Origin of the sequence: Paraburkholderia atlantica (genome assembly GCF_000092885.1) — a bacterium.
Taxonomy (GTDB): domain Bacteria; phylum Pseudomonadota; class Gammaproteobacteria; order Burkholderiales; family Burkholderiaceae; genus Paraburkholderia; species Paraburkholderia atlantica.
Genome location: NC_014119.1, coordinates 204,348 through 218,028, shown reverse-complemented (window position 1 = coordinate 218,028; position 13,681 = coordinate 204,348). Strand labels below are relative to the sequence as shown.

Sequence of the window (13,681 nt, the reverse complement as noted above, 5' to 3'; positions counted from 1 at the left end):
GGATTTGCGACAGCGCATCCTGGTCATCAATCCAACTACGCTTTATGGCTTTTGCTGCATTTTCCGGGTCCCGGAGGCTTTTTTCAGAACCGGTACTTGAACCGGATCTGGCCGCCATTCTCGACCTCGTGCGCGGCAACGACGCCGTCATACTCCAGACGCACATCGAGACGTTTGGTCGTATAGACCTCTACCCCAGCGGAAAACTTGCCTGCAACGTGCGCATTGGTGAGCGTATTGGTGAAGCTGCCGAAACCCGGGGCAGCGGCGAACGACGCGTTGGTCGTGTAGCTATTGCCTGCAATGAAGCTCACCCCGGCGCCGACATAAGCGTCGACTGTCGCTGACCCTATCTGCGCGCGCGTCCCGATCCGCAGATTCGGCGTGCCGGTCGCAATGATGCTGTTCGCACTATTCACCTTCAGGTTGAGCGCGCCCGCACCGCTCTCCGTGTAGCCCGGGAGATTGATGTAGTTCAGGTCGCCGTCGAGCGCCGGCTCCAGGTAGAAACGGCCGAACGGAATCTGATAGGCCGCGCGCATGTGCATTCCGAGATTGAACGAATTGGGCGAGGCGGTCGCCACCGCATTGGCGCTCGGGATCACGCGCGAGCTGTTCAACCAGCCATAGCTCGCGTCCACCGCACCGCTGAAAGTCCACCGCCCGACCTCGTGCTTGAGCGCGACGACGCCAAGAAGCGCATTGCCGTTGGCGCTCGTCAGGTTGTCGTTGCCGGTGAAACGGTCGGTCTCGTAGCCGATGGCGCCACCGAGGAACCAGCCGGGCTGTAGCTGGACCTGCCCGCCGACTTTCATCGTCGTACCTTGCCAGCCGAAACCTGGGAACGAAGCGTCGGCGCTGCGGTTTTCCCACATGCCCGTGGCGCGGAACCACACGCAGGAGCCCTGCTTTCTCACGGTGGTGTCGTCGTCGCCGAACTCTGGACAACTGAAGACGGAGCGCGAGAATGCCTGGCTGGACTGGTAGCGCGCAGCGGCAACGCCGAGCAACTCCTGGCCGGAAACGGCGGTTAGCGTCTGGGCATAGCCCGCCGTGCTACCGGCGCTACCGAAGGCTCCGAAGATGGGAGCAAAGGTAGGATCGGCACTGTTCCACAACCGGTCCAGATTGGCTGCGACACTCTGCTGCGTGGCCGAAGCCCCCTTGCTCGCACCGACGAAGTCCGCATCGGTTTTGATCGCGACGGTGTTGCCCTGCACCAGCGGCGTGAAGCGGTAGACCGGCGTGGAAGAACCCGCGAGCGCCGTATCCGGCCGAATTCCGCCGGCCGCCGACAGCACGGTGCTCGTGCTCTTCAGATAGCTCACCGGATCGGCCTGCACCTTGCCGGCAAGCGCGGCGGTACCCGTGATGTTGAGCAGATCGGACCGCTTGTTGGCCGGATCGATCTGTACGTTCAGCGTGCCAGTCGAACTCTGCACGAGATTGCCGGTGAGAATCGTATTGCCGATCGACTTCGCGCCGCCGACTTTCAGCGTGCCGGCGTTGTTCACCGTGCCGCCTCCGACGTTCAGCGTGGCCGGTGTGTCGATAACGCCCCCGGGCAGATTGTTGACAACGCTGTTGCCGGGGCCACCAAGGACGTGGATGTCACCCGTGATAGTGCCGGAGTTGTTGACCGTGGTGGTGGCGGACGCCTCGCCATACAACGTGGGGTCCACCAGGATCGCGTATTTGCCCAAGGTCTGGATGGTGCCCTGGTTGGTGATGATGTTGTTATTGCCGCCGATCAGACGGACGGCGGCAGCGTCGCGAAACTCCGGGTCCAATCCCCCCATTGAGGAGGTCCGGAAATTGGGATCGGTCGTGCCGCCTATGACTTTCGACCCGGGCGCCAGGTGGATCGAGATTTGCCCGCCTTTCTGGCCGTCGCTTTGCGCGAGGATGCCGGCGGACCCGACACCTGTGGCCATGACCGTGTCGTTATCCCTGACGTTGACGGCGACCAGGCCGCCCACGCCGGCGCCACCCGCCCTGCCACGTGCCACATCATGCAGCGGGCCGAGCGGGCTTGAGTTGTAGTTGGAGGCCACCAGACCACCGCCACCGCCGATCGATTGCGCGAAGATTGCCGGCGCGTACCGGCCGGTCGTCACGACCTTCCCGCCGTTTACCACGATGACGTTGACGGTGCCGCCATTGCCGCTGTTGGCAAATACCACGCCGCCCGTATTGTCGGCGTAGTAGTTCGGGGCGGACGGGTCGCCGGCAAAGCCCCCGCCACCGCCGATCGATTGTGCGACGATCCCATACGCACCGTCGCCGGTGGTAGAGACAGTGTTATTGGTGTCCACGACAAGAACGTTGCCGCCATTGCCGCTCGCGCCGCCGGCGCCAACGAGCGCGTTCGTGTTCGTGTTGATCTGTCCGCCCGCCACGAACCCGCCCCCGCCGCCGATCGACTGCGCGACGATACCGTGCGCGTCAAGCCCGCTCGTCGTCACGTTGCCTTGCGTGTTGACAGTGACGCCGCCGCCATTTCCCGAACTGCCGTTCTGACCGCCGAAGCTCAGTGTCACCCCGTAGATGTCGGCGATCCGTCCCTGCGGATTCTGGACGGCTTTGGAAGGATCGAATGTCTCATCGCTGCTCGCGGTCGTCACGACACCGCCGCCGCCTCCGATACTTTGCGCGAGGATGCCGACGCTGTGCTTGCCAAGTGTCGTGACCGTGCCGCCGTTGCTGACGCTTACGTCGCCGCCATTCCCGGCGCCTCCGCCATTGCCGCCCACGGCGATCGACAGGCTTTTCAGCGAACCGCTGACCGCCCCCGACATCGCGCCGTTGCCGCCACCGCCGCCTACGCTCTGCGCGTACACGCCGAACGCTTCCACCCCCTGCGTCTCGACTGCACCATTTGCCTTCTGCACCACACTCACCGCCCCGCCCGAGCCCGCCGCGCCACCGCTGCCGCCCACGGCGACCGCGGCCTGCACCTTCGAATCATTATTCGACTTGCCGGTCGAACTCGCCGCACCGCCGCTGCCGCCGCCGCCGCCAACGCTCTGCGCGAAGATGCCGTGGGATTGCGCGCCATAGGTGCCGATCGCGCCGGTGTTGCTGGCGTTCACCGCGCCGCCCTGGCCACCCGCGCCGCCACTGCCGCCGACCGCCACGCCGACGCTGATCTGGTTCACGGTGCCCAGAACTTTCGATACCCCGTCCGGCTGCGTGAGAAGCTTTTCCAGGTCACCATAAGTCGCTTTGATTTTTTCGCCGAGCACTCCGACCTGCAGGATGTTGTTGCCCAGGTTCTGCACGTTCTGGTTGAGGCCGAGGCCCTGACCCAGAATGCCAAACAGCGTCTGGGCGTTGGAGATCGTGTCGAGGCCGCCGCTGCCGCCCGCGGCCGCCGCGCCCTTGCCGCCTTTGCCCCCGCCGCCGCCGACGCTTTGCGCGAAGATGCCGGTCGAGGCCGCGCCGCGGGTGACGATGTTGCCGTTGTTGATCGTCGTCACCGTGTTGCCGTCGCCGCCGACGCCACCCTTGCCGCCAACACCCACGGCGATGGCATCTTTGCCGCCGCTGGCCGCAGCGGTACCTCCGCCGCCTGCGCCGCCGCCGCCGCCCACGCTCTGGGCGAACACGGCATCGGCGCCGTCGCCACGCGTCGCGATCGAACCGTCGTTGGTCAGGCCGACCGTGCCGCCCGTCCCCCCCGTTCCACCCGTTCCGCCCACCGCGATTGACGCGCTGAAGCTGGCTTTGGCGTTAGCCGCCGTTGCCGAGGCATCGCCCGTTCCGCCATTGCCGCCGCCACCGCCAATTGACTGTGCGAACACGCCATGGGCGTCCTGGCCCAGGGTTGCGACGAGCCCTGAGTTTTCGAGGTTGACGGCGCCGCCCCTGCCGCCGCTGCCGCCGCTGCCCCCGAGAGCCACGGAGACCGACAGGGACGCCCCCTTGGCAGGCGACGCGGAGTAGGACGCGGCGGTTGCGTCGCCGCCCGTACCACCGCCGCCACCGACGGACTGCGCGAGAACGCCGGTCGCGCTGTCGCCCGCAGTGGTGATCAGGCCGGAATTATCAAGCGTGACATTGCCGCCGGTGTTGCCGGTCCCGCCGGCGCCGCCGATAGCGGCGCTGACACTGATCGAAGGAATATTTGGGCTGGCCGATGCGGCAACGGCACGCGCCGTGGCGCTGCCGCCGGAGCCGCCGCCGCCGCCGATACTTTGCAGCACGACACCTTCGGCGTCCGAACCATACGTAACGACCTGCCCCGTATTGGTCAGCGACACCGCGCCGGCCGCGCCGCCTCCGCCGCCTTGTCCGCCGATGGCAACCGAACTCGACAGCGGGCCGCCGACGGTGAACGCTGTAGCGTTGCCGCCATTGCCGCCACCGCCGCCGATCGACTGAGCCTTGATACCGGCTGCGTGGTCGCCGTAGGTCGTGACGAGTGCGCCGTTGTCAACGGTGACCTGGCCGCCCGCGCCGCCACCGTGGGCATCACCGCCGATCACCATGGTGATCAGCCCCCCGCCGCTCGACGTCGCGTTGCCGGCATTGCCGCCGGAGCCGCCAATGCTTTGCGCAAGAATGCCGGCTCCACCGCTCTGGTCGAGGCTGCCAAACACGCTGTTCTGGCCCAGCGTGAGTTTCACCGCGCCGCCATTGCCGCCCTGGCCGCCGTTGCCGCCGATTTCGAAGCCCGCGCCAGCGGTGACGCCGCTGGCGTCACCGCCGCTTCCGCCGCCACCGCCGATGCTTTGCGCGATCAGCGGGATGCTGCCTACGCCTGATTGACTGCCGACCGTGACAAAGGCGTGGTCCGAGTTCACCGTGACCGCGCCGCCATCGCCGCCCGCGGCACCTGCACCGCCCGTGCCGGCCAGCGCGAAGCTGACACTACCGCCATTGCCGCCGCCGCCTCCGACACTTTGCACCAACGCGCCATGTGTATATGGGCCGTTCGTTTTAATTGTCGCCGTGTTCGCCGCGTCTCCAAGGGTCAGCGAAGCCTTCCCGCCAGCGCCTGCCTTACCACCATCACCGCCTTCACCCACGACAGTGCTCTGGGCGCCGTCACCGATACCGCCGGCGCCTCCATTGGCCTGCACCAGCACCCCCTCACCCCCGATCAACCCGGCAGCAGACTGCCCGCCCGGAACATTCGCGGTGTAATCGATGGAACCAAGGACGGTGGCGCTGGCGCTGCCTGCAATTCCGCCGTTGCCGCCCACACCACCCTCGTTGCGGAATGAGCCGTCGATGGCAGTGCCACCGCCCCCGCCCGCTCCGCCGTTCGCCTTGGCGGTTACGCCGCTGCCCGGCTGATACCGACTATTCGCCGGTTGCATCTGATCGGAGAACACGATCTGGCCACCGCTGCCCAGTTCCGCGCTCGCTGTGCCGCCGTTACCTCCGTTGCCGCCGGTCCCGCCAAAACTGCCACTTCCACCGTACGCGCCACCAGCGCTGCCGCCCGTACCGCCATCGGCGTCGGCCTGCATCGGAAAGATCTGGCCTGCCGAGGTGCTGGCGGTCAGACTGCCGTTCTGAAAGGCAAGCGTCGCGGTACCGCCGGCGCCGCCGTTGCCGCCCTTGCCTCCATGGCCTTCTACAACCAAATCGCCCGGAGTGGGCGAGTTGCCACCTACCCCGCCGGTCCCGCCCAGGGCGGACGCTCGCAGGCCGACACCATAGAACTGAATGCTGCCAGAGGCGCTAAGCGCTGCCTGACCACCCCGCCCCCCTGCTCCGCCGTTGCCGCCGTAGAGCGGCTCAGTACCTTGGGCATTGGACACGGCACCCACTCCGCCGGTGCCGCCATTGGCTTGCACGTCGAGCGCAACTTCCGGAAGGACACCTTTCGGGTCGGGACCAACCGTGCCGCTAAACTGCACGGAGACCGCGCCGCCATTGCCTGCCGCCCCGCCGTTTCCCGTGTGGGCGGAGCCATTGGCGTCATAACCGCCCTGTCCGCCGCCACCACCATCACCACCGTCGACGGACCATCCCGCTCCCATCGTGGGGCTGATGAAGGTCGGCGCGAATCCCCCCTTCACCGTAATTCCGTTGTTGACACTGTTAAAGGAACCACCCGACTGACCAGCGAAGCCATCCTGGCCCACTCCGTTCCAAGAGCCGTCGTCGGCGCCTTTGCATCCCGCCTGCCCCGCGGCGTTCAGGTAGTACTGCGGAAGCGGCGCTGCGCCAAACGACTGATTGGAAAAGTTGGTCTGTGCCGGCGCCGCAGGCAGCGCCGGGTTGGCGCTGCTGTTGCACTGGGCTCGCACAGCGACCGGAACAAACAGCGCGGCAAGCGACGTTACGGCAGAGGCCAAGGCAACCACGGTCCGACGCTTGCGGCCGCAGCAATCCTCAAAACAAGGCGCCGACGTCAATGTCCGCGCAGACTCACAATGCGATGAATGCTTGAATATGTACACGAACTTCCTCATTCGGTTCTGTCGCAATAACAGGTGCAACTGGTTCCAGTCTTTTGAAAAGACATCGAATCTGTCTGCGAGTCGCACAGAGACTGGTTTTACTGGCGACCCGGCTCGATCGGACAAAATCCGATTTCTGGACACGACGAATGACCGCAAGCCGGCACTGGCAAGTGATGCCTACGAAATTGAGCGCTGCCCAGGAAGATGATTAATTGCTAACGTCGCCGGAATATTTCGTCGGAGGCATGGTCACATAATCATGAAACTTAAAAGCGACTTAATATGGTTAAATGTTTTCATAATAAATCTCACGATCCAGCGTGCCGTGGCACCCAATGCGCGTTTGAAAATACATCAATCCGTTGCGCTTAAGTTGCATAGTGCGCGTGATAACTTAGATAACTATTAGTAGGAGGGAACATCAGGTGCCGCTAGCCGGGCTTTGTTCAATGGAACAAAAATGCGAATATCGAGGAGCTGAGGAGCGCGGCGCGAATTTCGAGCCTGGGACTCCGCTTCCACGACGGGCGTCGCGCTATGGCAAGCCGGTTGGTGTTCTACGGTGACGGGGCGAACGTGTTCTGCTGAACATCGGCCGGCAAGACCGGCAACGGCGTAATGTTGACGAAAGTATGGATTAGCACGATTCGATGTGTGAATAGCCGCTTGCTGAGCGACGCAGAACTATGCTTTCTTCGGGGGTCTCCGATCATCACAAGTGCGCCGAAGAAGAATATTTGGAGATTCGCCTTATTTCCGCCAACAAGAGCCCGGAAAATTGACATCGCCGTCGTACGGGACCTAGCCGAAACGCGCGGTCACACCTCCGGCGATTCGCCGAGCGTCACAGTCCAGCCGAGGCCACGCACGTTGCGAATCACAGACTGTCCGAACTTCTTGCGTACACCGTGGATCAGCACGTCGACCGCGTTGCTCTCGACTTCCTTACCCCAACCATAAAGCTTCCCCTCGAGCTGATCTCGCGAAAGGATAGTGCCGGGGCGCTCAAGGAACGCGAACATCAATGCGAATTCGCGCGCGGACAGAACGGATGACACTCCGTTGCAACATAGAGTTCGTTTGTCGAGATCGAGGTTCAACGTGTCATTGCCTAGACGCGACGACGCAAAGCCTGCCCTGCGACGCAACACGGCACGAATCCGCGCGAGCAGTTCGGGCAGGTGGAAGGGCTTGAGAACGTAGTCGTCAGCGCCGAAATCGAGCCCTTGGACCCGGGCGTCAAGGTCGTCACGTGCGGTCAGGATCAGAATGGGTACCTTGCTCCCCTTCTCACGTGCCGCCTTCAGCAATTCGATGCCGCCCATGCCGGGCAAACCAAGATCGAGCAAGACCAGCGTATATTCAACGGCAGCGATGGCCGCGCTGCCGGCATTGCCGTCGCGGACCCAGTCGACGCTGTACTCCGCATCCTGAAGCGCGCGCAGCAAACTTTGACCAATCTGCAGGTCGTCTTCGACTATGAGCACTCGCATAGTGCAATGTCCACGGCAATGGAGCGTTGTCGTTGGGCGCAGGGCAAGGAACATTCTTCCGCGGGCGCGTTTCTCGCCTGAGCGAATTGCGATTCATGCGTAATGCGCCGGTTTTTTCTCAACAGTTCGGAAGCTTCGCATCAGGCAAATTAGCTCTCCGCGGGAAAACCTTCCTGAACCACTCGAGAATGCCGGAGTTGATGAAGCTGTATCGCCCCGGATTTCCACAGGTGGCTGAACACTCACTATCCTCGGAATCGACGGGCAGTAAATACACATTAAGCATGTTGTCCCTCTCGCGTAGGCGACGATCTTGCGCTAGGGATTCCCTCGCAATAACTCCCGGAATCCACTCTGCACCGGGGCTTTTCAGCCCGCCAATCCGCAATCTTCGTCTCAGGAAATATTTTAGATCCTAAGAATTAGATTGGAATGAGAATCGACGGAACGGCCCTTCCTCGGGCCTATTAAATGGGGTCGGTCGCGATGCACGGCTGCGGATGAAGTCAGGCGACCTATGCATGCGCCCGCTGCGCCGCCAAAGTGTCCTTCCCTCGCCGCGATGATTGGCGTCTACCGACGTTCGATCACGTTACTCCCGACACGTGACATCAAAGCAACGTCAGAAACCCATTCCAATCTTCTTATGTCTTCAAGTATTCGATCCATTTCCATTGATCGACAGATGTACTGTGAAGGGTTGCGATAATCCTGAGAACATCTCCAAAGCGCTCGCCGCAAGTCGCTATTGCAATCGCACTGATCGCAGGCATCACCAAAAGAGCTGCAAGCAACTCGCTGCTCGGAGAAGGCTACCTGACAGGAACGTAGTCACAATGCCAGTATGTACGGTGCCTATTTGATGAGAATTAGCGTTGCGCCGCTTCCCGACCGAAACCCGTGACCGGGTGCCATTCTGGGCCCACTCTCCTACCTAGTGCCGCGCGCCGGCAGAACGATTGTAGCGATCAGACCACTGTGTCCATCGCTGCGGTTTGCAAGCGAAATAGAACCCCGGTACTTCGCCACGACCGATTTGACGATCGAAAGCCCGAGACCACTACCTTCCGAATCCTCCGCACGCAGACGGAAGAAGCGATCAAACACCCGGTCCAGGGACGCTTCCGGAATGCCCGGTCCGTTGTCGGTCACGCGCACCACCAAGTCGTCGGCGCTTCGGAACAGATCGATGTCGACGGTTCCGCCGGCAGGCGTATAGCGCAGTGCGTTCTCAAGCAGATTGCGCACGGCCATACGCAATTCTCCTTCACGCGCTTCAACTTGCGCGCTCTCGAATTTCCCTACACCAAGATCGATCGAGCGTGCATCTGCAACCGGCAGAAAATCCGCGACGAGCTTCTGAACCAACTGGGACAGATCCACTGTCTCGATTGCTGTCAGATCGAGCTGTGCATCAGCTCGCGCTAGCGAGAGAAGCTGTCGGATCATCGTCGACGCTCGAGCGATGGCCTCGCGCAATTCGCGCAGACGCTCGGAGCGTGCCGCCTCGTCGGGAGCGTTGACGAGGTTGTCGACACGGAGTTGCATCGCAGCGATAGGCGTGCGCAACTCGTGCGCGGCATCGGCGACGAATCGTTTCTCAGCGTCGATACCAACCTGAAGCCGGGCAATCATCCGATTGACCGAAGCCGCGAACGGTCGTACCTCGTCCGGCACGCCCGATATATCGAGAGGCTCGAGATGCCGGATGCCGACTAACTCCGACTGCGCCGCTGCACGCGACAGCGACGCGAACGCCGCGTTGACGACAAAGGGAATAGCGAGCCAGACGAGTGGAATCAGGATGAGCGTGGGTATCAGGCTTTCGAGCGCGGCATGCCTTGCTGTTTCTTCGCGGAACGCCACCGGCTGTCCGACCTGGTACGTGTACTGGCCGTCGGCCTTTCTCAACGTGTAAATGCGATAGGCATGCCCGCCGATACGCTCGATCGAATATCCGTCCGGCGCATTGCGATCGAATAGCAGCTCCGGATCGGTATTATCCGTTGGCGCCGCGTCGCCGCTCCTCCAGATTTGCCCGACAAAGCCGTCGACGGAGTGCTGCGGCGGACCGTGTGAGCCTATCGCCCCGACGTTGCCGGCGGACAGCCAGATAGCGGCGCCCTGTAAGTGCACGTCGAGCAGTTCGCCGATGTGCTTGCGCGACAGCCAATACGACGTATACGCATCGATGAGGCCGACTGCCGTGACCAGTACGATCAACGTTACAGTAATCTGGTTTTTCAACGAGCTCATGCGATCGAGTTCAGCGTATATCAGCGGTTACCCGTGCGGCCACACAATCTTCCAGACATTGTCCGTATCGACGACGGGGTAGTCGCCGCCCTCAAATCGGCCCGCGACCACTCCATCGACGAAACGCCGGAAAATGATGCTCGTGTCGATGATCACGCTCGCTGCGACGTTTCCGTACCGACGCGATGCATCGGCCATCCAGCCGATCACGCGGACGCGCGGATGGCGGACGGCCGCGACGATCACCGCGTCATTTGCATCTGCAACGAGTACGTCGGCACCGGCGTCGATCTGCTGCACGGTCAACTGCTGCGTGCGTCGGCGGTCACCCCAGTCGCCGACCCAATCTATCAGAACCGTTGCGTCGGGCGCCTTGGCAAGTACGGCCTGCCTGAAGCTTTGCGCCTCCGTACCGTCGACAGACTCTACGCCGCCGACGAAGCCGACGGTCTTCGTCTTCGACACGCTCGCGGCAACTGCACCAGCAAGCGCTCCACCGAGGCTCTTGCAATCGAGACAATAGTTGACGACGTTGGGGCCACTCGCCTTACCCGACAAGGTCGCGAAATAGGCTTGCGGATATTGTGCTGCGGCCGTTGCGGTGACTGCGCTCAGCTCAGCGCCTGCCAGAATGAAACCGCGTACACCTGCCGTGTAGTGTCGGCCGATAACCGTGAGAATTCGCGCGGCACCCAGACTGTCGGCATCGCGCACGATGGTCATCCGGTAGCCGTTGTGGCGGACCTGGAGGTAGCCGCGATATGCGGCTTCGCTGAATCCGAGATCGCTTCCGGCGAAGGGAATGAACAGCAACACGGGCCATCTGCTAACCGTGCCTGCAACGGATGCATGCGTCCCGCCTCGGAGTGCGGTCGGGGCGAACGCAGACAGTGCGAGCAGCGAACAGGCAACGCGACGTCGCTCGTTGACGGGGGCCGGTTTCATTCGGGCAGGATTTCTATGCGCTTCCTCAGATAGTCGAATGTTCCGAAGAACTGACCTGAATACGTCCAAAGTCTATGCAGGCGCGGAAGATAACGTCAAGAGCGATTTGTCGCACCAACAGCGGGTTGTGGGTTTTTGCCGGCTTTGTCAGGTTAAGCGAAATGGGCTACTGCTTGCCACTCAGATAAGGTCACCGACCATGACAATTAAGTAGTCGAGATTTTTAGACTCGGGCTGCGGCTAATCCACATCAAGCTGAAGGTACAGCGCTCGGGAGGTGCTGCGCAACGAATTCTCCCCCTTGAGAATTAGGCTGGAATTAGATGCGTGAGACTGCGCCCCCGCCACGATCTCGCGAGAACGCGATCAAGTGGCGTGGTGATCCAGCGCACGGCTTACTTTGTACGCAGGTTGCACCCCTCCGCGAGCTTGCTGCAGGCAACCATCCGGCTCGCAAAGCGCCGAATTGCGGGCTGGGTCCAGTCTTTTTCGAAGCTTCGCTTCGCCGAATTGCGGCCTAAGCTTTGGCTCAATTTTCTGCACTAAAACAAGGTAAGAACAGCGATGTCCACACGACGTCACCGGGCGTCTCGCGCGATCGGCTTTGCCCTTGCCGCCGCGACGTTCGTCGTGTCTGGCACGGCGGTGGCCAGACATCCCACCCGACTCTCCTCGCTTTCCGCTGACGATCAGATTTTCATCAGGTTGCGTGACGCCGCCCGCGACAACGATCCCGAGCGTGCCGCGCAGCTGGCGAGCCTGATCCGAAATTATCCGGCGCCGGCTTATCTCAGCTATTTTCAGATCAAGCCGCGTCTGTTCATCGGCGCGGGGCATGCGAATCTCGATGCGCCGGACGTACCGGTGCTATCGTTTCTGCAACGCTACGACGGACAGGCGATTGCCGACCGTCTGCGCAACGACTACCTGCGCGTGCTGGGCGCCCGCCACGACTGGAAGGATTTCGATTCCCAATATTCCCTGTTCGTCCTGAACGACGACACGCAGGTGAACTGCTATGCGCTCGAGTCGCGCGCCGCGCGGGGTGAAAACGTCGCCGACGCGGCGCGCGCGCTGCTCGTCGAGCCGAAGTGGTACGGCGACGGCTGCGTCGATCTGATCACCGCGCTCGACGGTAATCACCAGTTCACTTCGGAGGATGTCTGGCAGAAAATTCGCGAGGCCTATGAACAGGGCGCGACGAGGACCGGTGGCGGACTGGTCGATGCGCTGGGCACGGCGCGCCCGGATCCGCTGCGGCTCGATCAGGCGAGGAACCAGCCGCGCGTGCTGCTGGCGAAAGGCGTCCCGATGGACTCGGCGTCACATCAACTCGCGCTGCTCGCCATCACGCAGGTGGCGGCCAGCGATCCGGCAGCGGCCGCAGCCATCTTCACCGCGATCGCATCGGCGCTCACCCTGGCGGAACGCGCTATCGGCTGGGGCACGATTGCGTATCAGGCAGCGACCCGGCAGCTGCCAGGCGCGGTGGACTGGTACCGGCTGTCGGCGAACGCGCCCCTGTCGAGCCAGGCCTATGAGTGGCGCACGCGCAGCGCGCTGCTGGCAGGAGACTGGATGATGGTGCGCTGGTCGATCGAGCAGATGCCGGCCGCGCTGCGCGCACAACCACCGTGGGTCTACTGGTACGCACGCGCGTTGAAGCAGGCCGGCGAGGTGACAGCGGCGAACCAGGAATTCGGGAAGATCGCGGGAACCTATACCTTCTATGGCCAACTGGCCTCCGAGGCGCTCGGCCAGCAGATCGTGATTCCGCCACAGATCAAAGTGACCGACGAAGAAGTTAAGAAGGCCAGCCAGACACCGGGCTTCGAACTGGCAAAACGTTTTTATGCGCTGAACCTGCGCACGGAAGGCAACCGGGAGTGGAACTGGCAGTTGCGCGGCATGACCGACCGGCAACTGCTCGCAGTCGCCGAGTACGCACGCCGCATCGAGCTCTACGACCGGACTGTGAGCACCGCCGACAGGACGCAGACCGAGCATGATTTTTCGCTGCGCTATCTGGCGCCGTTCCGCGCGATTGTCGAGCGAGATGCGCAGTCCAACGGGTCCCATATCGAATGGGCATATGGCCTCATTCGCCAGGAGTCGCGCTTCAACATCAGTGCGCGCTCGGAGGTTGGCGCAGGCGGCCTGATGCAGGTGATGCCGGAAACCGCGGAGATGGTCGCGAGGAAGATCGGGCTCGGTCCGCTCTCGCGGGCGAGGATGAATGAGCTCGACACGAACATCCAGCTCGGCACGTATTATCTGTCGATGATTTACAACCAGCTCGACCGTTCGGCCGTGCTCGCGACCGCCGGCTACAATGCCGGCCCTGGACGCCCGCGCAAGTGGCAGGCCAACCTCCCGCGTCCGGTGGAAGGCGCGATTTTCGCGGAAACTATTCCGTTCAACGAAACCCGCGACTACGTCAAGAATGTGTTGTCGAACACGGTCTACTACGCGGCGTTGTTTGATGGCCGCCCGCATTCGCTGATGGAGCTGCTTGGTCATATCGAGCCCCGATGACATAGCAACGCTTCCCCGCTGACCGCACGGATA

The 13,681-nt window shown here is 62.6% G+C and carries 5 protein-coding genes; 1 reads left to right on the top strand and 4 read right to left on the bottom strand.

Features of this window, described 5'->3' with window-relative positions:
* Window positions 1-83 precede the first annotated feature (83 nt).
* The 4 genes from BC1002_RS28565 to BC1002_RS28550 all read right to left on the bottom strand — a co-directional run bounded on the left by BC1002_RS28565 (window position 84) and on the right by BC1002_RS28550 (window position 10,984).
* Window positions 84-6,503, bottom strand: a complete 6,420-nt coding sequence (locus BC1002_RS28565) for an autotransporter outer membrane beta-barrel domain-containing protein (protein ID WP_238538064.1) — start codon at window positions 6,501-6,503, stop codon at window positions 84-86.
* Between the two features lie 734 nt (window positions 6,504-7,237).
* On the bottom strand, window positions 7,238-7,912 hold the full coding sequence (locus tag BC1002_RS28560; protein ID WP_013093459.1) for a response regulator transcription factor: 675 nt from the start codon (window positions 7,910-7,912) through the stop codon (window positions 7,238-7,240).
* Between the two features lie 930 nt (window positions 7,913-8,842).
* Window positions 8,843-10,168: an ATP-binding protein gene (locus BC1002_RS28555; RefSeq protein ID WP_013093457.1), complete on the bottom strand. Its 1,326-nt coding sequence runs from the start codon at window positions 10,166-10,168 to the stop codon at window positions 8,843-8,845.
* 27 nt (window positions 10,169-10,195) lie between these two features.
* Window positions 10,196-10,984 (bottom strand): BMP family ABC transporter substrate-binding protein, encoded by a 789-nt coding sequence (locus BC1002_RS28550; RefSeq protein WP_238538063.1) that lies wholly within the window; start codon window positions 10,982-10,984, stop codon window positions 10,196-10,198.
* A 693-nt stretch (window positions 10,985-11,677) separates the two neighbouring features.
* On the opposite strand from BC1002_RS28550, the gene BC1002_RS28545 reads away from it, so the two are divergent.
* Entirely contained in the window at window positions 11,678-13,648 is a 1,971-nt protein-coding gene (locus BC1002_RS28545) for a lytic transglycosylase domain-containing protein (protein ID WP_013093455.1), read from the top strand.
* Window positions 13,649-13,681 lie beyond the last annotated feature (33 nt).

Excerpts from the sequence above, each read along its gene's own strand:
- BC1002_RS28560 (WP_013093459.1), bottom strand. The coding sequence starts at position 7,912 with ATGCGAGTGCTCATAGTCGAAGACGACCTGCAGATTGGTCAAAGTTTG.
- BC1002_RS28555 (WP_013093457.1), bottom strand. The coding sequence starts at position 10,168 with ATGAGCTCGTTGAAAAACCAGATTACTGTAACGTTGATCGTACTGGTC.
- BC1002_RS28545 (WP_013093455.1), top strand. The coding sequence starts at position 11,678 with ATGTCCACACGACGTCACCGGGCGTCTCGCGCGATCGGCTTTGCCCTT.